Source organism: Trichococcus palustris (assembly GCF_900114465.1).
Classification (GTDB): Bacteria; Bacillota; Bacilli; order Lactobacillales; family Aerococcaceae; genus Trichococcus; species Trichococcus palustris.
In genome coordinates, this window is the sequence record NZ_FOTD01000005.1 from 80,748 (window position 1) to 101,464 (window position 20,717).

Genomic DNA, 20,717 nt, shown 5'->3' on the forward strand with positions numbered 1-20,717 from the left:
TGGAAGGCCGGCACGGAGAACCCTGATTCTCTGTGTCGGCTTTTTTGGCTTTCTACTTCTGGAATATGATATAATGACCTAATCATCAAATACAAACAGTTTGGAGTGACTGCAAATGGGGGACAAAATAATCTTTCCTCATAATTATGAGGGATACTTGAAAAAAGGTTTGCTGGCCTTCGAGCAAGGTGACTTGAGCATAGCGGAAGAACGGATCGGCAAGGCGCTGCATATCAAAAAAACGGCTGAAATCGTGCCGCTCTACATTATGTTGCTGCAGGAGACCAATCAGCCGATTAAAGCAGTACGATTCATTGAGGACTACCAATCGGGGATTGCGGAAGCCAATTCTTTGGGTAATCTTGATTTCCTTTATATAAAATGTCTTATCCAGGCTGAAAATTATGAGCAGGCAAGGGAACAATTAGAGTCAAGAAAAAACCAAGGCGATCTGACCACTGATTTGGCATTCACCTTGCAACAGCTTGAAGCGGAAGTAGAAAAGGTAGAACTGGAAAATCTGGAAAAGAAGTTGAAACAAAGCACGGATATATTGAAAGCAGAAAAGGGTATAGCCGAACAATCTTTTCAGAAGCAGCAACAATACACCACGCAGTTGAAAGTGCTGGATGACGATTATTTCCTGAAGATCGCTGAACGGCTGTTGCTGAACCGAGGGGTACATCGCTTGTTGAAGACCGAAGTCCTCCATCAATGTTTGGAACGGAAACTGAATACGGTCATCAAAGCGAATGTATCGGGGAAAGAAGTGAGAATAGATTTGTCTCAGTTGTTGCCTTTAAAAGAAACTGAGCTATTCAAGCATGGTTCAGCCTATATCGATGAACAGATCGCGGATCAGGATCCGACCCTTGCGCAAGTGATCCGGAATGAATTTTTCATGCAACTGTCTCTCCTCTATCCCTTTGAAGAGCAAGAAATCGGAGCGGTTGAGGATTGGATGGCAATCCTTTACTTGAAATACACAGGCGGCGATTATGTAGGCTTTGAGAATGCCGAAAGCATCATTTTGAAGATTGAAAAGATTGAAAAGGAAATAGCGGAATTGGCTACTTTTTTTGATTGATTCATCCAGAATGATTGACTGTATTGATATTCAACTCTATAATGGAGGTATCCAGTCTATTTGTAAGCAGTTTCATTTGAGTGAAGGTGAAAGTCAAAGGAGGATGTACAATGGAATTTGGCAAAGTGAAATGGTTCAATAATGATAAAGGGTATGGTTTTATTGAACTAGAGGGTCAGGATGACGACATTTTCGTACATTTTACCGGAATAGCAAAGGATGGCTTCAAGACACTTGAAGAGGGCCAAAAGGTTCAATTTGAAATTGCGGAAGGCGTAAGAGGTCCACAGGCGACAAATGTCGTTGTTGTGGGTGAGGAATAGAAGATTATAAAAATATCTGGGCGAAAAAATTGTGTACTTGTGCAATTTTTTCGCTTTTATCTATTGCAGAAGGGGAATGTAGTATGATCAAGGCTTATATCGATGGAGCGGTAGCGGGAATGGAAGGTTTCGCGGCGATTGGGATGTTAGTCATCGAGCATGGGGTACAGACGCAAAAAGGCATCCCTCTTGAGAAGAAGATGGACAATCATCAAGCGGAATTTGAAGCGTTCCTCTATTTGTTGCGCTACTTGCTGGATAACGGTAAGCAAAAGGAACTGATATTTTGTTACACGGACAGCAAACTTGTTTCGGAATCGATCCGAAAAAACTACACAAAGAAAGAGGAACACCGGGTGTACCTGGAAGAAGCTCTTTTGCATCTGAAAAAATTCGATCATTTTTATTTGGATTGGATTCCTGAAAAAGAAAACAGGGGAGCGGATAATCTTGCCAAGAAGGCATTATTCCAACTCGCTAAGAAAAAAAGGAAATAAGGCCTTTTTATTAAAAAGAAAACAACGAAGTCTGAAAGATTATCCCCAAAAATGGGATATTCTTTCAGACTTTTTTTCATCAGTAATTCAGGACTGGCATGCCATTCCTGTTCCGTCTTCACTATGAGCTAACGTATAAGGATCATTCTTTATAATCTGTCGAAGCTGCCAATTCTGTTTGCGTTCTGAAATCAGCCAACCTATTTTCAAGAGTTGCAATGGTGCTGGCAAGCGCCTGTGATCCAAGGACCATGCGAAGCGGCGCAGGTGTTATATCCACGCTTTCGATAATTCTTTTTGCCATTTCGGACGGATCCCCGGGTGCCAGGACATTCGATGAATCAAGCATCGCAAGAAAGCTATGAGCCGGATTGCCATCATATTCAGGCATAAGCTCAGCAAGTTGTGCGCTACCGTAACGGAATTCAGTCCGCGCCCCGCCAGGCTCCACAATGGTCACGCCGATATTGAACGGGGCCACTTCCTGCGCAACGGATTCGCAGAAGCCTTCGATTCCGAATTTCGTGGCGTGGTACATGGAATTTCCCGGGAAAGCGACCTGTCCGCCATAGGAAGATATTTGGATGATACGGCCATGACCTTGTTTGCGCAGAAACGGAAGGGCTGAGCGGATCATCTGGATGGAGCCGGTCAAATTGGTCGCGATGATGTGTTCCACTTGTTCATCGCTCAATTCTTCAGCAGCGCCGAATAGACCATAGCCCGCATTATTGATGATGACATCGATTTTCCCGTGTTTTTCAAATGCTTCCTTCACCACTTGCTGAATCGCTGGTGTATCGGTCATATCAAGGATCTGGTAATCAAAGGTTGTTGGGTACTTTTCGCCTAAGTCGGCAACTTTAGCTTTATTGCGTACCGTTCCGACCACCGTATCGCCTTTAGCCAATAATTGTCTGGTCAGTTCGTAGCCAAAACCACTGCTTACACCTGTAATTAACCATGTTTTGTTCATTATTCTTCCTCCACTCGATTGATTCATTAGACTATATACCTTGAAGTGGACTCCAAGTCAAGGGGTTTGTTTATAAACTGTTGTTGTCGCCTAATTATATCACGCTGTTCGTTTCTCATAAAATGAAGCAACCGGAGGCATCTTGAAAATAAAAAAAGAAATGTAGCAGTTTATTGTTGACTTAGAGTGAACTCCAAGTGATACCATACACGTATCAATCAGAAAATAGAGGCGAAAAATGATGACAAATGTATTAATTATTGGCGCAACGGGTTCAATTGGACGCGTTGCAAGACAATTGTTCCTAGAAAAAACGCAGGATAAACTGACACTCTTTTCAAGACGGCCCAACAGACTGGAACCTATCGATTCAATGAGGGAAACAATCTTTTCTGGGGATGTCATGAAGGCACCGGACTTGGACAAAGCCATTTCAGGCCAGGATGTTGTATTTGCTTCATTAAGTGGGGATTTAACCAGGATGACCCAAGCGATTGTGGAATCGATGAAGCGCATTGGTGTCAAACGGCTAATTTTCATCACTTCAATGGGCATCTATAATGAAATCCCGGCTTCGGTCGGGTCTTCCGGCAATCTTCGGACCAATCCTGTTTTACAAACATACCGAGCAGCTGCGGATATCATTGAAGCTTCCGATCTGGATTATACGATCATCCGCCCGGGCTGGTTCGACAGCAGAAACGATACGGATTACGAAATTACATTAAAAGGCGAGCCATTCGGCGGACATGATGTGTCCAGAAAAAGCATCGCAGACCTTGTGGTTCGGCTTGCCGATGATCCGACGCTCTATGCCCGTGAAAGTGTAGGCATCAATCGTCCGGAATGATCCAATGGTCCAGTACTTAACCTAAGAAAGGATGATACGAAATGAAATATACATCAGTTGGCAGAACGGGCATCAAAGTTTCCGAATTATGTTTTGGTGCTATGTCTTTTGGGGGCGATGCAGATGAAGAAATGTCAAAAGCTTTGTACAACCGCTGTCTCGAGGCCGGAATCAATTTTTTTGATACAGCGGATATGTACTCGAACGGCCGCTCCGAAGAAATTCTTGGGAAATTGATGAAGGGTCAACGGGAAGAGCTCGTGATCACAAGTAAAGTCTTCTTCCCTACCTCAAAAACACCGAAAGTCAATGACCGCGGCCTTTCGCGGAAACACATCCTAACGAGCATCGATGCCAGTCTGAAACGGCTGGATACCGACTATATCGATTTCTATATCTTGCATTATTTCGATCCGAGCACCGATATGGAGTTGGTTTTACGCACGTTGGATGATCTGCAAAAACAGGGGAAAATTCTTTATTCCGGTGTCAGCAATTGGGCCGCATGGCAAATCATGGATGCGCTTGGCATTTCGGAAAGGGATTTGCTCAGTCGCTTCGAAATCATGGAGCCTTTGTATAACTTAGCGAAACGACAATCTGAAGTGGAGTTGCTGCCGTTGGCTGAAGCTAAAAATATTGGGGTCATCCCCTACAGTCCGCTCGGAGCAGGCTTGCTGACAGGTAAATACGGCTTGGACAAGCAACCTGATTCCGGTCGTCTCATCGATAGCGAACTGAATCGACTGCGTTATCAAAATGATTTGGAATTTGCCGATCGCTTTACAGCCTTCGCCAAAAAATTAGGCGTCAGTCCAGCGACATTAGCCGTCGCATGGGTAAAAAGCCACCCCGCAGTGACCGCCCCGATCATCGGAGCCCGGAACTTGTCGCAATTGGAGGATTCTTTAGCGGCCGCCGATTTTGAGATGACTCCGGAACTGCGGGCGGAAATCAGTTCGCTTTCGATTGCCCCGGAACCGGCAACAGGCCGTTCGGAGGAAAAAACGCTGGGTCAGTTTGGAACATGGAGTAAATAACTCTAGGCATTATCAATAGACCGACCCATCTCTCAGGTGTTTGATCCATCAACCCGACAAACATTTTACCAATCGTTTACATTAAAACAAATGATGCATGGAAAATCATGGATGCAACAGCAAGCGTGTTTTGAAGGTAAATAGCTCAGAAACGTCAGCCTATCCATAAAATACAGGCAGCAACCAGATGCCAAAATAGAATGACAATCACGATTTAAAAGTAGTGATTTATAAATAACAAAAAAAGAAGTTACAAGGAGTTTTAATAATATGTGTAATAATTGCCAAACAAAGGTATTGCAAGCGATGAATACGAATCATTCCTCATTTGAACGAGGTTTTATAGAAAGACGGGAATTGCATGCAAATGATGTTGCAATCGATATAAAATATTGTGGCATTTGCCATTCAGATATCCATCAAGTAGATAATGATTTCGGGAACGCCGTATTTCCGATGGTGCCCGGACATGAGATTTCCGGGGTAGTATCTTCAGTGGGAAGCGATGTTACGAAGTTCAAAATTGGAGATAGAGTCGGGATCGGCTGTTTCGTAGATTCATGCGGGGAATGCGAATACTGTCTGCGCGGAGACGAACAATTCTGTACAAAAGGCGTAGTCGTTGTTTTCAACTCAACCGACTATGAAGGCAACAACACTTATGGCGGCTATGCCAATAATATTGTCGTGAAGGAAAATTTTGTCATCGGCATTCCCGATGCATTAGATTTAGCAGCGGCAAGTCCCTTACTATGTGCAGGCATCACGACATACTCCCCTATGAAAAAATGGAATGTCGGCCCCGGGAAAAAGGTCGGGATTATCGGTATGGGAGGATTAGGGCACATCGCCGTCCAATTTGCACATAAATTGGGCGCAGAAGTCACCGTTTTAGGGCACTCAAAAAGCAAACAAGCGGAAGCTGCACAATTCGGTGCTGATTCCTATTACCTGACTTTTGATCCGGATACTTTCACTGCTTTGGCGGGGCAGTTTGACTTTATTTTGAATACTGTGGCAGTCAGTCTGGATGTCAATGCTTACGTCCGATTGTTGAAGGTTGATGGCGTCATGGTGTACGTTGGGCTAGCGACAGAACCGCAAGAATTTTATGTGGGCAGTCTATTCGGTAACCAGGCTACCATTACGGCATCGAATGTCGGCGGAATCGCAATGACACAGGAAATGATCAATTTTGCGGCTGAGAATGAAATTCTTCCCAAAATTGAAATCATTGGTGCAGACCAAGTCGAAGAAGCCTACACACGCATTTTGAACAGTGACGTCCGCTATCGGTTTGTCATCAATATGGCGACTTTATAGTAAATCAGTAAATATAGCGCGGAAATTTTTATTCAACAAAAAAGTATATAGAAAACACTTGCCTTCATGTCGACTTTAAGTGTTACCCTTATTTTATCTTGTAACGGCGCTTTGTTCTCCTGGTGTGATCAGAAAACTACTCATGAGATCCCTGGGGTGGGGTTTGGAAGGCGGACAAACGACTGTTGCAAGGATTATGCAAAGTGAATATTGAGAAAAGATGGAGAAATTATATGAAAGCAAACATAATGTACGCTGCTGGTGATGTACGCGTAGAAGAGATACCCGTTCCGAAAATACAAAAACCCACGGATGCTATTTTGAAAGCAGTTGTTGCCTGCATTTGCGGCAGCGATCTGCATCCTTACCACAGCATGCATGCGCATGAACATGGCGAAGGCGAAGCGATGGGGCATGAAGTGCTTGGCAGGATCGAGGAAATGGGTTCAGAAGTTTCCGACTTCAAGAAAGGCGATCTAGTCGTTGTTCCTTTCGCATACGGCGACAACACCTGTCCGTTTTGCAAGGAAGGCTTGATGACTTCCTGCGTGAACGGCGGCTTCATGACCGGTTGCCAGGCGGAATATGTCCGGGTGCCTCAAGCACAAGGAAGCATGTTCAAATTGCCGGACGACATTGATGAAGACTCGCCTCTATTGCCTTCTTTGTTGACGTTGTCTGATGTATACGGCACTGGCTATCATGCGGCGGTGATGGGCGGCGTGAACGAAAACACGACGGTAACGGTCATCGGCGATGGAGCTGTCGGGCTCCTTGCTGTTCTGTCAGCGAAGAAACTCGGCGCCAAAAAAATCATCCTGATGGGCCGCCACAAGGAACGGACCGATCTTGGCGTTGCGTTCGGTGCCACTGACGTTGTCCCTGAACGCGGAGAAGAGGGCATTGCAAAAGTCCGGGAGTTGACCAATGGGGAAGGGACCCATGTCGTGCTCGAGTGTGTCGGGCTGATGCCTGCTTATGAGATGAGTCTTGAGGCTGTCCGGGCCGGCGGGGTTATCAGCCGTGTCGGGGTTCCGCAGTACGTTGAAGCGCCTGTCGGGTTTGCGAGCCTTTTCGGGCGTAATATCACACTGACGGGAGGTCCGGCCCCGACGCGTGCATACATGGAAGAATTGTTGCCGGACATTCTTGACGGAACCATTGAGCCTGGCCGTGTTTTTGACGTAACGGTCGATCTGGACGGTGTTCCGGAGGGGTACAAAGCCATGGACAAGCGTGAAGCGCTGAAAGTATTGATCCGACCCTAGAAAGACTGACACTGACAGATAAATGAAAAACATTAGTCGGGGTCGTCAGAAAGAGTCCCCGCTATAAACGAAAAAAGAAGTCTGTATGCATTTCCCGGATAGGGGAGTGCATACAGACTTCTTTTTTGGCTTCAGCACGATGGCTCAGCGCAGTTGGTTTGTTAATCTTTCTTTTCGCTAGGTGCAAAGTCCTTCTTGATTCTTGGCGGACGCGTGCCCCAATATTGGAACAAATCGGTGCGCAGTCTACCGTTGTACAGCTTGCGTTTTTTAGTCGCTCTCTCGCCGTAGAATTGTTCAAACAGCAGGTCACTGGTTAAAATGTATTTGCTCCATGTTTTCAACGGACGGAATACCTGTCCCATTTGTTTATAGAGCTTTTGCACTTCTTCCTCATCGCCAAGGCGCTCACCGTAAGGCGGATTGGAAACCATGACGCCGTATTCTTTGTCGGTGCGGAAATCAATCAATGGTAACAATTTGAATTCTACGTATTCGGCAACACCAGCTTTCGCCGCATTGCTTTTTGCGATAGCGATCATCTCCGGATCGTTATCGGAACCGCCGATATCCAACTTCACATCATAATTGGCTGCATCTTTTGCTTCTTTTCGGACGCTATCCCATAAACCAGATTCGAAAATATCCCATTCTTCGGCAGGGAAAGTACGCTTGAGGCCGGGCGCGATGTTCAATCCGATCAACGCGGCTTCGATCGGGATTGTGCCGGATCCGCAAGTCGGGTCATAGAAAGGACGATCGGAGCGCCATTTTGTCAGCAGAACCAACGCGGCCGCCATATTTTCTTTCAATGGGGCGCCGCCTTTTTCAGAACGGTAGCCGCGCTTGAACAAACTCGAACCGCTGGTGTCGATGGTCAAGATCACTTCATCTTTGTTGATGGCCACTTCGATAGGGTAGAGCGCACCGGATTCAGGTAACCTAGTGCGGCGATGGTAATATTCGCTGATGCGGTTAACGATCGCTTTTTTTACGATGGCCTGGCAATCAGGGACGCTGTACAAAGCTGATTTTTGGGATTTTCCCGAAACTGGAAACTCCGCATCCATCGGAAGAATATCCTCCCAAGGCAAGGCCTTTGTTTGTTCGAATAAGTCATCGAAGGTCGTTGCTTCGAACTTTCCGAAAACGATTTTAATGCGGTCCGCTGTGCGCAACCATAAGTTTGTTTTGATGATGTCCCGTTCGGTTCCGGTGAAGTAAGCCTTACCGTTTTCCACTTGGACATTATAGCCTAGATTTTTTAATTCATCGCCTGTGATGGCTTCGATTCCGCTTGCAGCAGTAGCTACTAACTGGTATGTCTTCATGTCGATCTCCTATTCTTGTGCCGTGAAAAATTGCTGTATAATACACGAAAGATGGGACAAAGGTTAGATTGTCCCATCTTCATTTGCATTCATATTAAAACCTGATTTGTAAATTTCTGTAAGCCATGTTCTGTCTCGCTATCGGAGTCAGGCCTCTGATAGCGGAGGTAATTATCTGTCTGCATTTCTGCCTCTTTCCCTCGTTCATTTCCTTGGAAAGAGTGCCCCTACCAAAGTTTGGGTTGCTCGCTCGAGGGGTTTACCGCGTTCCACCAGAAAGGTTTCCCCGTCTGCTTCGTCACTGTGGCACTTTCAAGAATACTCAGGCATAGACAAAGTCCTTAGCCTTTTTTTCTGCCGTCAATCGATTGATTGCCTTAGCTTATTTTTTCGCTAAGCACGAACACTACAAGCATCTCAGCTTGTGCGAGCATGGACTTTCCTCAGCCTTCCTTACGAAGACCGCAATTACCCGAAATTTACAAATGGTGTTAACCTTATTTTGTTGCTTCGTCGTTCTCTTCCAGTTTAGCACCAAACACATGCTTTTCCAAATTGGAAAGACGTTTTAAAATATCAAAGTTCGTCACGCCGCTTCCCACTGTTGTAGCAGGGGATTGTGTGGGCTTCGATAAAACGGCTTGTTTCGTCAATTCATCAACGCGACTCATCAAGCGTTCGTTTTCACTTTGTAAATAGGAAAGATCTTTTTGATAAGATTCATAGTCGCGAATGATCATATCTAAAAATTCGTCTACTTCTGCAACATTATAGCCTCTCATAGCGCTTTTGAATTCTTTTTGCAGAATATCCTTCGTTGTTAGATTTTTATCTGCCATAGTTTTGCACCTCAATTAATTATCCTTGTTACTTCAAACAGTATAGCATAAAAACATAATATTATTAAGTACATATTCCATCCAATATCATATCAGGCATTGGCCGATAACTCAATCATTTATTTTTGAGGATGCATCCATTATCCTGAAATAGAGCCGGAAAGGCGGGTTAATAAGGCATGGCCCCTTGAAAATTAATGATAATATAATGCTTATCTTTCAAGTTTTGGGTGGAGATGGCCAGGTTTTCGTTCAAAACAGGCTGTTTACCAAAAATTTCGAGTAAAAAACTTTTGAAGACCTTATCGGTTTTGGCCTGCAGAATTTCTTTGAAGATAGCATTTTTAGTTTCAGCATCGATGGCATCACCAAAAATTATTTTTTCATCCTCGGTTAGGTACTCATTGCTCAGCATGATTTCTGCCCTGCGCCCAAATGGGTTTTGTACTTTCAAATCTTCTTTGCAGTCTTCTTTTTGATAATCTCGGGCGATGCGTGTAATTAAATAATCGATCGTCTGTCTGATTTCTGGATTTTGAGTCATAAAAATCTACCCCCTATTCCTATACCATTAATATATCATAGCCGGATGCTTTTAGATATTGGTTCATGTGATTATTTGTGCGGAATGGCACAAAATATTTCGGGGCATCGGATGGTCCCTTCTTTATATCGAAATTAGTTTTCACTGGGATAATTGATAGGTATTCTACCGGTTTTTTGTTACAATGGAGTAGAAAACGGGCTGGGAATAATAGAAGACGGCAGCGGCATAAGTGAAGGTGTTCAGGATGATGAAAGATTTATTTTATAGCCATTATACGACGCAAGAAATCGCTCGGGAGTTGCTCGGGTGTTTGCTTGTCCATGAAACAGAGCAAGGCCGCATGTCCGGCTGGATCGTTGAGACGGAAGCCTATCTGGGCATTCGCGATCAAGCGGCACATAGCTATGGGGGCAGGAAGACGAAAAGGAATGAGGTCATGTACAGAAAGCCAGGCACAATCTATGTCTATCAAATGCATACCCATGCCATGCTGAACATCATCACGCAAGCTGAAGGCGTTCCGGAGGGGATACTGATTCGGGCCATTGAACCATTCGAAGGGATTGAGCTCATGCTTCAGAACCGGCCTAAAAAAGGTTTTTTGCTGACGAACGGCCCCGGAAAGCTGACGGAAGCCATGAATATAACGATGAAGGAGAATGGTGGCTCCATTTTTGGATCCGGTCTATTCATCGCTGAACAACGTCGCAGAATCCCTAACGAGGTTGTAGCCACTCCAAGGATCGGCATCCCCGATAAAGGCGAATGGACCCATGAACCCTTGCGCTACGTTGTGGCCAACAACCCTTATGTTTCCAAACGGTTCGGCAAGATAACGGAAAATCATGGTTGGAAGACGTGATGGGGAGGGGATAGGCATGGACAGCGATATGGTCAGCTTGATAAAACTGAAATTGGAAGAGCAGCATCTGCCATGCGAATGGCGTTTGGAGTGGCATAAGACGTTCCATACGGTGGAAATTGTGTTATTATTAGAAGTCGTCCATCCTCCGGATAATACTTTGTGGGATAAGCATGGGAGCACGAATTATGAGGATACGTTCATTTTCGAAGATTCCATATTGCTTTACGATCGGCAAAATTCAAAAATACGGACGGATGAATACTTGGCGAGTGTCCCTTTTGATCGAAAGAAGGGAATACAAGGCGGCTTAGTGGATACGCTCGTCAAAAATATACGCTTGACCGTCAATGCAGCCAACAACGAACTGCGCGACTTCCTTATGGATAGAGGGGAGCCCCTGTTTGAGATGCACTGGAATGAACAAAATTTTCTTGCTAGCCTGGATACCTTAAAAAAAATCGGTAGATACGATGAAACTTACTATCGGTATCCTAAATATTAATAGAATGGAGATTGAACATGGAGTGGAATGAAATAAAGGTGGAAACAGCGACAGAAGCGGTCGAAGCTGTTTCGAATATTTTGCTTGAGGCAGGCGCGAAAGGCGTTGCCATCGAGGATGAATGGGATTTCGTCAATCTGCAGGATGACGGTTTCGGCCAAATAAAAGAAGAAAGGGAACTGCCTGGCGAGGATAGCCCTGTCTATGTGCTGGCTTATTATCCCAATAATGAAACGTTCCAGGATACTGTGCTGTACATCAGAGGACAGCTGAAGCAACTGGAGAAATTTGACCTTAAAATAGGCAAAAATGAATTGAAAATAAATCAGGTCAAAGAGGAAGATTGGGAGAACTCGTGGAAAGCGTATTTCCATCCGATCAGAATCACCCGCTATCTGACCATTGTTCCTTTCTGGGAAGACTACACCCCTGCTGATGAGCGTGAACTGCTTATCCAATTGGACCCGGGGATGGCATTCGGAACCGGGACGCATCCGACGACCAGGCTATCACTGGAAGCATTGGAAGCAGTCATGCGCGGTGGTGAAAAAATCATCGATGTAGGCACCGGGTCAGGAGTCCTAAGCATTGCAGCGAAAGCGATGGGGGCAAAAACGGTCCATGCTTATGACATTGATGAAATAGCGACGCGTGTTTCTAAAGAAAATATCGCCTACAATGCCTATGCAGCGGATGTCATCGTGAAAGAAAACAACCTGCTCGTCGGTATCGAAAATCAGGAAGCGGACATCATCGTTGCGAATATTCTTGCCGAGATTTTGGTGAAACTGATTCCGGATGCCTGGGACAACCTTAAGGACGATGGCTATTTTATCCTATCCGGCATCATCGATACCAAAAGGGATGAGCTTTTAGAAGCGTTATACAGCCAAGGCTTCGAGGTTGAACAGACAAAGCAGATGAAGGATTGGGTATGTTTGATCTGCAAAAAAGCGACGGAGGATTAACAGATGCAAAGATATATCATTCCTCCTGTTTCGGCAGATTACCGGGAAGAACCGCTCCGGTTGACTGACGACCTGTTCCATCACATGATCCATGTGATGCGGATGAAGCAGGAAAATCGCGTGTATTTGGCGGATTCCACCGGGATTTCGTTTATCGCTGAAATCACGGACATCGCCAACGATACGGTAACGTTAAAGTGGGTGGAAGATGAAGGGAAATCAACGGAGATGCCTGTCCAAGTGACAATCGCCTGCGGTTTGCCGAAGGGTGATAAATTGGAATTCATCGTCCAAAAAGGGACGGAATTGGGGGCACATGCCTTCATCCCCTTCGCCGCAAAAAATTCCGTCGTCAAATGGACACCGGATAAAAGTGCAAAGAAACAGCAACGGCTGCAAAAAATCGCAAAAGAGGCAACCGAACAATCCCATCGTCAGATAGAACCAACAGTGCTTCCTGTCCAGACGCTGAAAGAGTTGTTGGCTGAGGCTAAAAAATATACCCATGTGTTGATCGCCTACGAAGAGGATGCTAAGTCGGGGGAATCCAGCGCATTGGTTGAGACGTTATCCTCCATCCGCAAAGGGGATACCCTTCTGTTCGTGTTCGGACCCGAGGGCGGTTTTGCGCCGGAGGAAGTGGAACAATTTTTACAAGCAGGATGCAAGAGCTGCGCTTTAGGCCCCCGCATCCTGCGTGCCGAAACGGCGCCGCTCTATGCATTATCAGCTGTATCCTATCAAATAGAACTAAGAAATGGAGTGAAAGAAAATGATTGAAAAAATGAACAAATATATCGACCACACTTTACTGAAAACGGACGCTACCGAAGAAAACATAAAGGCTCTATGCGAAGAAGCGAAAGAATATGACTTTATGTCGGTTTGCATCCAGCCTTTCTGGGTGAAGAAAGCGGAAGCTTTTCTGACTGGTTCTAACGTCAAAGTCTGCACAGTCATCGGTTTTCCGCAAGGAGCCAATACAGCGGAAGTAAAAACTTTCGAAGCAAAACAAGCTGTACAAAACGGTGCAGACGAAGTGGACATGGTGATCAACATCGGCGCTATGAAGAGCAAGGATTACCAAACGGTCGAACATGAAATCACAGCTGTGGTTGAAGCGGTTAAAGGGCAGGCGTTAGTGAAAGTCATCATTGAGACTTGTCTTTTGACGGACGAAGAAAAAGTGATTGCTTGCCAATTATCCCAAAAAGCCGGGGCTGATTTCGTCAAGACTTCAACCGGCTTCTCTACCGGGGGGGCAACGTTGGAAGATATAAAATTAATGCGTAAAACGGTAGGGCCGGTTATGGGCGTAAAAGCGAGCGGAGGGGTTCGTACTTATGCGGATGCTCTTCATTTCATCGCTGCAGGGGCGACCCGTTTAGGCACTTCAAGCGGCAAAAAGATTATTGAAGGCTGGCTTTCTGAAAAATAATCGTTAAATAAGTAACTAAGCTGCATGCTGAATGGCATACAATCATCAAAAAATCTTGATGGTCCTTCGGGGATCCATTAAGATTTTTTGTCTTTCCCGAACCGGTGGCTGATGCCTAGGGCCAAAATGCGCCGGAAAATGACGGGCGATCGGGGTGTTTTCTATTGGGGTGACAGTGTTTTTCCGAAAACGAGCAATCCACAATACTGTTGGCGTATCGCGTGAATATAAAGTATAATGTATAGAAATACATTCACTTTTTTTTGCATGAATATATAATCCGAATTTTCGGCTTTCCGATGGCAACTGCAGAAAGGCGATAATAAACAAATACACGACGATAGATAGGAGTGACAAGATGCCGAAAATTAAAACCTATTCACCCGAAGAGGTTGTTCAGCTATGCGCGGAATATATGAATGAGTCCCACGTGGCATTTGTCCAAAAAGCATGTGATTTCGCCAGGAAAGCGCACAGCGGACAGATGCGGAAGTCCGGCGAAGAATATTTTATACACCCGACGCAAGTCGCAGCGATTTTGGCTGATTTAAGACTCGATCCGGAAACGATTGCGACAGGCTTTTTGCATGACGTCGTGGAAGACACGGAATACACACTGGCGGACATTGAACGGGAATTTTCGAAAACAGTGGCTATTCTTGTGGACGGCGTCACAAAGTTAGGTAAAATCAAATATCAATCCCACGAAGAACAACAAGCGGAAAACCATCGGAAGATGCTTCTGGCGATGGCGAAAGATCTACGGATCATCATGGTGAAACTTGCCGATAGGCTCCACAACATGCGCACCTTAAAATTCCACAAACCGGAGAAGCAGCGGATCATAGCCAACGAAACATTGGAGATATACGCGCCTTTAGCTCATCGCTTAGGGATGAACAGGATCAAATGGGAACTGGAGGATACCTCGCTCAGATACTTGAACCCGCAGCAATATTACCGGATTGTCCATTTGATGAACAGCAAACGGGATGAGCGCGAAAATTACATCAAGGACACGATCGGCAAGATCAAGGACTCGATCGATGAACTGGAAATAGAAGCCGATATCAGCGGCAGGCCAAAACATATCTATTCCATCTTCCGTAAAATGAAAGACCAAAAGAAACAATTCAATGAAATCTATGATTTATTGGCGATCCGCGTCATCGTTCATTCCATCAAGGACTGCTATGCCGTATTGGGAGCTATCCATACGAAATGGAAGCCGATGCCGGGCAGGTTCAAGGATTATATCGCCATGCCTAAAGCGAACATGTACCAGTCGTTGCATACAACCGTCATCGGTACGCATGGCACTCCGGTAGAGATTCAGATCAGAACCTTGGAAATGCATCAAGTAGCCGAATACGGGGTAGCTGCTCACTGGGCGTATAAAGAAGGCGTCACTAAGAAGATCGAACCGGATAAAATGCAGCACCAGATTGATTGGTTCAGGGATCTGATCGACCTACAGGATGATTCCCGCAATGCCAGTGAATTTGTGGAGAGCGTAAAGGAAGACATCTTCAAAGACAAAGTGTATGTTTTCACTCCGAAAGGGGACGTTGTCGAATTGCCTTCCGGAGCTGGCCCTCTGGATTTTGCCTACAACATCCACACCGAAATCGGAAACAAAACAATCGGCGCAAAGGTGAACGGTAAAATCGTGCCATTGAACTACAAATTCCAAAATGGTGACATCATCGAAGTGATGACTTCCCCAAACTCATTCGGACCGAGCCGAGACTGGATAAATCTGGTTTCCACAAGCAAGGCCAAAAATAAAATCAAGCGCTACTTTAAACTGCAGGACCGGGATGAACATGTCATCAAAGGCAAAGAACATCTGGAAAAACAATTGCTCGAGATGGAATTTCCGCCAAAAGAGTATTTGACAAAAGCGGGCATCAAAGATGTTTTGAACCGTTTCAACGTCAACTCGGAAGATGATTTGTACGCTGCCATCGGATTTGGCGAGCTTTCTGCCTTTATCGTGGCCAATCGTTTGACCGAAAAGGCGCGCCGGGAAAGAGATCGGGCTAAAGCCGAGCAGCAGATGGACACCATCGAACAAAAAACGAAAAAAGATAATCCAAAAATGAAGATCCGCCATGAAGGCGGGGTCGTCATCCAGGGCGTCGATAACCTGTTGATCCGGATCAGCCATTGCTGCAATCCTGTTCCTGGCGATGAGATTGTAGGCTACATTACGAAAGGCCGGGGGATATCCGTCCATCGGAAAGACTGCCCGAATGTACAAGTAGCCGGAGAAGCCAGCAATCGTCTGATCGAAGTGGAATGGGAAGAGACCGGCATAACCAATATCGATTACGAAACGGAATTGACGGTCGAAGGTTATAACCGTTCCGGTTTGTTGAATGAAATTCTACATGTCGTCAACACCATGACCAAAAATTTAAGCAACATAAACGGAAAAGTGGATCAAAATAAAATCGCCGTCATCACGCTTAAAATCGGCATCCAAAATTTAAGCCAGCTTGATAAAATCGTCGATAAAATCAAAAATATACCTGATGTTTACACAGTCAGGAGGGTGTCTTCTTGATGGCATCCAGAAAGCGAGGGGAACGATGCGCGTCGTCATTCAAAAAGTAACGGAAGCATCCGTGTCCGTTGAGGGGGAAATCATCGGTGGAATCGGAACAGGATTTATGCTGTTGGTCGGCATCGGCAAAGAGGATACTGAAGAAGACGTGGATTACATGGTCAGAAAAGTATCCAATCTGAGGGTCTTCGAAGACGCGGAAGGCAGAATGAATCTGTCTTTAAAAGATGTCAACGGCGCCATCCTCTCCATCTCCCAATTCACTTTGTTGGCAAACACAAAAAAAGGCAATCGTCCAAGCTTTATCGAGGCTGCAGACCCCGAAGCGGGAGAAGCGTACTACCAATTGTTTAACCAAAAGATGTGTGCGCTTGGCTACCGTGTAGAGACCGGCAAATTTGGAGCGCATATGGATGTGCGGTTGAATAATTCAGGACCGGTGACGATCCTGATCGACAGCAAAAACAAGTGAGTTCTTCGCGGTGCCTGCCGATAAAGTCGTATCCACAATTCAAAGTGGGAAAATAAATAAGAAAACCGTATTAAAATGGAAGGTCAAATCCATTTTAATACGGTTTTCTTTAACGAATTGGAGGTTGTTTTTTATTCAGAGTAAAAATATTTCACTTTTTTAGCATCCTCTTCTTCGTGAACGCTCTTTTTCTGAAAACACAAAGGCTGCCTCACTTCAGAGACAGCCTTTGTGCGTTTATTTATCGGATTATTGGAAGTAATCGGTCAATGCTTGATAGACGCTCTCCGCTACCAATGAGCGGTAATAATCTGAATTGAAGGTTTTAACATCGGCATCATTATTCATGTAACCCAGTTCCAATAATAGGGCAGGTTGTGTGTTTTCCCTGATGACGAGGAAATCACCGAATTTGGTGCCGTTATTTTGAAGCGGTAAGTCAGAGCCCAGATGCTTGCTCACCAGGTTTGCCAACGGAATGTCATTGTCAGAGTAGTAATAGGTGGTGAATCCGGTGCCGCCGGTTCCTGCCGCTGTAGAATCGAAATGGAAACTGATGAACAAGTCTGCATTCGATGAATTGCTTAAAGCTGCCCGGTTTTTCAAGGTGACATATTCATCCGTGGTTCTTGTCATCAAAACATTCGCTCCTGCTTCGCGCAATTTCGCGGCAACTGCTTCAGCGGTTGAAAGGGTAACTTCTTTTTCATATAAGTAAGTCCCTTCGGCACCGGGGTCTTCCCCGCCATGACCGGGATCGATTACGATCGTTGCTTCAGCCAATGTAGTTGTGGAGGTAGCGGTCGCAGTCGTTTTCGAACTTCCGGTTTTTTGGACCAGCCAAGAAGCAACATAGCCTTTTTTGCCGTCGTTGCCATTGATCAGATAAAAATCTCCTTCTTGACCCAATAAATTAAAGGTTTGATCTTTTTCTGCCACAAACAACACATCGCTGGTCGAGGTTGGGCCGCTGCGTACGTTGACGCCATCCAGCGTCACGACAACGGTAGAACCGGCTGTTTCGGCGGGTGCAGCAGCGGTTGTATTGGCTGTTTCCGGGGCAACCTCGATGGTGCCTGGGGAAATTTCAATCAGATCGGATTGCATCCAACCAACTTTGTTGTTGAATGCAACCTGGCTCCAACCGTTTTCTTCATATAGAAGGGCGAATTTTTCGCCGGCTGCCGCACTGCCTATCACTTCCGCGGATTCTGAGTTCTCGGCACGAACATTGATGGATGGAGCAATGACCGTCGCCAGCAAATCGGAAGTCGCTGCGACTTCCGTATTATTTATCAGCCAACTGGCTACCCAACCAATCCGGCCGTCGGATAAGCGCACTTTGTACCATTCGTTTTTTTCTGATAAGACGTTCACGGAAGAGCCGCCCTGCACCTGTGTCATAATGTCGTAGGACAATCCCGGCCCCATCCGCACATTGACCACAGTGGCTGATATGCTTACGTTTGTGTAATTTGCCAATGCCACGGCGCCAAACGAGCCTAAACCAATAAATAATAATACAAGGGTAATAAAGAAAATATGTTTATTCATTGCAATATTTTTCAATGGTTCACCTCCGTCTCTTCTATTTGTGTGTCAAAAGCGGAAAGCTCCGCTAAGTACAATCTTCTTATTATTATAGCAAAAGTTGATTCAATAATGCAAAGCCTTTTCATATATACTTTTAGGAGTTAGGCGAGAACCCTCGTGACTTTAGTCGTGAGATGAATCGCCGTTCGGGATTAGGGGTGCCTCAGGCACCTCAAAGCCCGATATATGACTTTCGAACATTCATTATTAACCTTAATTTAATAAAGCTTAAATAATAACGTATGATTTGTAAAAACGAACATACTTTCGTATGCTGTTCTTGTGAGGTGATTACGTTGGCAGAAGTCAAACACGGTCGAGGTTATGCCTATTCCTTGCAGCTCCATTCGGTTTGGTGTGTGAAGTACAGACGTAAAGTTCTAGTAAAACAAGTAGAACAATCACTCAAACAAATCGTACGAGACATCTGTGCTGCACAAGGGATTGAAGTGGAAGAAATGGAAATGGATAAAGACCATATCCACCTTCTCATTTCAATGAAACCGCAACACTATATACCATCAGTAGTTTAAACGTTCAAAGGTCAATCAGCAAGACGACTGTTCAAGTTGCACCCCAAAATAAAGGAATACTTATGGGGTGGACACATGTGGAATCCTAGTTATTTGATTGCGACAGTCAGCGAAAATACTGAGGAACAGGTACGGAAATACATCCAAAGCCAACTACAAAACTGATAGGAGGTGAAACCAATGCCAGTAGAAACAGTCCATCGTGGTTATGTGTATAGCGGAACGCCAACATCTGATGAAATAGAAAGCTACTTCTTTCAATGTTTTGGCGCAGATCGCTTGATGTACAACCTTCATACCGCTCACTTATATGAGTATCTTGAAAAGAATGGCTACACCATCGGTGACAAATTACCTACTTTCAAAGAAATGGGTATGCCGACCGTCAAAGAATTCAAGCAAACGCATGTGAATGAGGAAGGCGACGCGTACCTTTATGAAGTGGATGCATTCGCTTCGAACGAAGCGAAACAGCATTTCAAGAAAGCAATCTCCACATTCAACAAGAATGCGTTCAAAGGACAATTCAAGAAGTCTGCACTGAAACGTCAAAAAACGCTTGGGATTGAGCCTACTTTCCGCGACCTTAAGGGAATGCCGAAATTCCATTCTCGTAAGAACAGTAAGCTGAGTTATACTACATTCAACCAAAATGACAATATCTTTATTGATGAGAACAAAGTTCTCCATCTTCCAACTGCCAGAAAGAGTAAGTTGTCGGAAGTAACCATCACATTGAATACACATCGTCCCTTACCAAAGGGCAGTTGTATCAAGCATGTTACGGTAACAACGAACTCTCAAGGGAAGTTCGAAGTATCCATCACTGTTGCGTTTGAAATGGTAGTCGAAAGCATTGGGATCCCCGCTGTTGAACGTATTCTTGGACTAGATTACTCACAAGCCAATTTCTTCGTAGACAGTGAAGGTAAGAAAGCCAATTACCCGCACTACTATCGAATTATGGAAGAGTGCCTGGCAAAAGAACAGCGTAAACTATCCCGCATGGTACAAGGTTCTAACCGATGGGAACGTCAACGTTTGGTAGTAGCGAAACTTAATACGAAAGTTGTGAACCAACGGAAAGACTGGCTCCATAAGAAGGCTTATGCCCTCGCAAATCGTTATGATATGGTTGTGGTGGAAGACCTTGACCTTCGTGCAATCGGACAAACCTTGAAGTTGGCGAAGAACCAACAAGATAATGGGTTCGGTAACTTCCGCCTGTATCTCAAGTACAAACTTGAACAACAAGGGAAGTATTTTGTAAAAACACCGAAAATCTTCGCTTCAACACAAATCTGTTCTGATTGTGGCGTGAAAAATACAGCCCTCAAGGGCGATATTTCCACGCGTGAATGGACGTGTGATCATTGTCATGAATGGCACGACAGAGACCATAACGCTGGGCTGAACCTACGCAATTATGGTATCCGTTGGATTGATGAAGTATTGTTGGCACCACCATTGGTGGCTGCTTTACCATAGAAACAGGTTTGCTTGGTACCTGACAGTTCCTCTCGCTAGGATGAAAGGGCGTGTCACTGGATGCGTAGTCCGCTGTATATAAACCAGAGCTTCGCAAGAGGCTCACAAGCCTGCGACTTTCTTTTCGGAGAAAAGTTCACCGTGGGTGAAAGTCATGGGTTGTTGACAAGATAAAATTTAAAGGGTGAAAAGGCTGCCAAAAAGAAAC

At 45.1% G+C, this 20,717-nt stretch carries 20 protein-coding genes, 1 other RNA gene and 1 pseudogene; 16 read left to right on the top strand and 6 right to left on the bottom strand.

Going from position 1 to position 20,717, the window contains the following annotated elements; genetic code table 11:
- Positions 1-115: 115 nt before the first annotated feature.
- The 3 genes from BM101_RS04950 to BM101_RS04960 all read left to right on the top strand — a co-directional run bounded on the left by BM101_RS04950 (position 116) and on the right by BM101_RS04960 (position 1,907).
- On the top strand, positions 116-1,087 hold the full coding sequence (locus BM101_RS04950; protein ID WP_087031894.1) for a tetratricopeptide repeat protein: 972 nt from the start codon (positions 116-118) through the stop codon (positions 1,085-1,087).
- Between the two features lie 110 nt (positions 1,088-1,197).
- Positions 1,198-1,410 carry a cold-shock protein gene (locus BM101_RS04955; protein ID WP_087031891.1) on the top strand — a complete coding sequence of 71 codons (213 nt, stop codon included), beginning with the start codon at positions 1,198-1,200 and terminating at the stop codon, positions 1,408-1,410.
- Positions 1,411-1,493: 83 nt separating this feature from the next.
- A complete protein-coding gene (locus BM101_RS04960; protein WP_087031888.1) occupies positions 1,494-1,907 on the top strand; it encodes a ribonuclease HI family protein in 414 nt (137 codons plus the stop codon).
- Between the two features lie 142 nt (positions 1,908-2,049).
- On the opposite strand, the gene BM101_RS04965 is transcribed toward BM101_RS04960, so the two are convergent.
- On the bottom strand, positions 2,050-2,883 hold the full coding sequence (locus BM101_RS04965; protein ID WP_087031886.1) for an SDR family oxidoreductase: 834 nt from the start codon (positions 2,881-2,883) through the stop codon (positions 2,050-2,052).
- Between the two features lie 241 nt (positions 2,884-3,124).
- Here BM101_RS04965 and BM101_RS04970 point away from each other — a divergent pair, with 241 nt between their 5' ends.
- The 4 genes from BM101_RS04970 to BM101_RS04985 all read left to right on the top strand — a co-directional run bounded on the left by BM101_RS04970 (position 3,125) and on the right by BM101_RS04985 (position 7,364).
- Positions 3,125-3,733 carry an NAD(P)H-binding protein gene (locus tag BM101_RS04970; protein WP_087032127.1) on the top strand — a complete coding sequence of 203 codons (609 nt, stop codon included), beginning with the start codon at positions 3,125-3,127 and terminating at the stop codon, positions 3,731-3,733.
- 41 nt (positions 3,734-3,774) lie between these two features.
- The gene (locus BM101_RS04975; RefSeq protein ID WP_087031883.1) at positions 3,775-4,773 is read left to right on the top strand and encodes an aldo/keto reductase; all 999 of its coding nucleotides are present in this window, start codon (positions 3,775-3,777) and stop codon (positions 4,771-4,773) included.
- A gap of 270 nt (positions 4,774-5,043) precedes the next feature.
- On the top strand, positions 5,044-6,096 hold the full coding sequence (locus BM101_RS04980) for an NAD(P)-dependent alcohol dehydrogenase (protein WP_087031880.1): 1,053 nt from the start codon (positions 5,044-5,046) through the stop codon (positions 6,094-6,096).
- A 233-nt stretch (positions 6,097-6,329) separates the two neighbouring features.
- On the top strand, positions 6,330-7,364 hold the full coding sequence (locus BM101_RS04985) for a zinc-binding dehydrogenase (RefSeq protein ID WP_087031877.1): 1,035 nt from the start codon (positions 6,330-6,332) through the stop codon (positions 7,362-7,364).
- Positions 7,365-7,525: 161 nt separating this feature from the next.
- Here the strand turns inward: BM101_RS04985 and BM101_RS04990 are convergent, their stop codons facing one another.
- The 4 genes from BM101_RS04990 to BM101_RS05005 all read right to left on the bottom strand — a co-directional run bounded on the left by BM101_RS04990 (position 7,526) and on the right by BM101_RS05005 (position 10,078).
- Positions 7,526-8,695 carry a THUMP domain-containing class I SAM-dependent RNA methyltransferase gene (locus BM101_RS04990; RefSeq protein WP_087031874.1) on the bottom strand — a complete coding sequence of 390 codons (1,170 nt, stop codon included), beginning with the start codon at positions 8,693-8,695 and terminating at the stop codon, positions 7,526-7,528.
- A gap of 114 nt (positions 8,696-8,809) precedes the next feature.
- Positions 8,810-9,175: RNase P RNA component class B (gene rnpB, locus BM101_RS04995), an RNA gene on the bottom strand.
- 17 nt (positions 9,176-9,192) lie between these two features.
- Entirely contained in the window at positions 9,193-9,534 is a 342-nt protein-coding gene (gene gpsB / locus BM101_RS05000; RefSeq protein ID WP_087031871.1) for a cell division regulator GpsB, read from the bottom strand.
- A gap of 169 nt (positions 9,535-9,703) precedes the next feature.
- Entirely contained in the window at positions 9,704-10,078 is a 375-nt protein-coding gene (locus tag BM101_RS05005; RefSeq protein WP_087031868.1) for a hypothetical protein, read from the bottom strand.
- 250 nt (positions 10,079-10,328) lie between these two features.
- Here BM101_RS05005 and BM101_RS05010 point away from each other — a divergent pair, with 250 nt between their 5' ends.
- The 7 genes from BM101_RS05010 to dtd all read left to right on the top strand — a co-directional run bounded on the left by BM101_RS05010 (position 10,329) and on the right by dtd (position 16,895).
- Entirely contained in the window at positions 10,329-10,943 is a 615-nt protein-coding gene (locus BM101_RS05010) for a DNA-3-methyladenine glycosylase (protein ID WP_087032125.1), read from the top strand.
- A 16-nt stretch (positions 10,944-10,959) separates the two neighbouring features.
- Positions 10,960-11,448, top strand: a complete 489-nt coding sequence (locus tag BM101_RS05015) for a DUF3013 family protein (RefSeq protein WP_179193084.1) — start codon at positions 10,960-10,962, stop codon at positions 11,446-11,448.
- Positions 11,449-11,465: 17 nt separating this feature from the next.
- Entirely contained in the window at positions 11,466-12,416 is a 951-nt protein-coding gene (gene prmA / locus BM101_RS05020) for a 50S ribosomal protein L11 methyltransferase (RefSeq protein ID WP_087031862.1), read from the top strand.
- Between the two features lie 3 nt (positions 12,417-12,419).
- Positions 12,420-13,196, top strand: a complete 777-nt coding sequence (locus BM101_RS05025) for a 16S rRNA (uracil(1498)-N(3))-methyltransferase (protein WP_087031859.1) — start codon at positions 12,420-12,422, stop codon at positions 13,194-13,196.
- Positions 13,189-13,854, top strand: a complete 666-nt coding sequence (gene deoC, locus BM101_RS05030; RefSeq protein ID WP_087031856.1) for a deoxyribose-phosphate aldolase — start codon at positions 13,189-13,191, stop codon at positions 13,852-13,854. The genes BM101_RS05025 and deoC overlap by 8 nt, the downstream gene beginning before the upstream one ends.
- A gap of 358 nt (positions 13,855-14,212) precedes the next feature.
- On the top strand, positions 14,213-16,423 hold the full coding sequence (locus BM101_RS05035; RefSeq protein WP_087031853.1) for a RelA/SpoT family protein: 2,211 nt from the start codon (positions 14,213-14,215) through the stop codon (positions 16,421-16,423).
- A gap of 25 nt (positions 16,424-16,448) precedes the next feature.
- Entirely contained in the window at positions 16,449-16,895 is a 447-nt protein-coding gene (gene dtd / locus BM101_RS05040; RefSeq protein ID WP_087031850.1) for a D-aminoacyl-tRNA deacylase, read from the top strand.
- 249 nt (positions 16,896-17,144) lie between these two features.
- Here dtd and BM101_RS05045 read toward each other — a convergent pair whose 3' ends face one another.
- Positions 17,145-18,464 (bottom strand): N-acetylmuramoyl-L-alanine amidase, encoded by a 1,320-nt coding sequence (locus BM101_RS05045; protein WP_245825629.1) that lies wholly within the window; start codon positions 18,462-18,464, stop codon positions 17,145-17,147.
- A 320-nt stretch (positions 18,465-18,784) separates the two neighbouring features.
- On the opposite strand from BM101_RS05045, the pseudogene tnpA reads away from it, so the two are divergent.
- A pseudogene (gene tnpA, locus BM101_RS05050) lies at positions 18,785-19,186 on the top strand (IS200/IS605 family transposase).
- A 15-nt stretch (positions 19,187-19,201) separates the two neighbouring features.
- Positions 19,202-20,509 carry an RNA-guided endonuclease InsQ/TnpB family protein gene (locus tag BM101_RS05055; RefSeq protein WP_218149882.1) on the top strand — a complete coding sequence of 436 codons (1,308 nt, stop codon included), beginning with the start codon at positions 19,202-19,204 and terminating at the stop codon, positions 20,507-20,509.
- Positions 20,510-20,717: the final 208 nt, after the last annotated feature.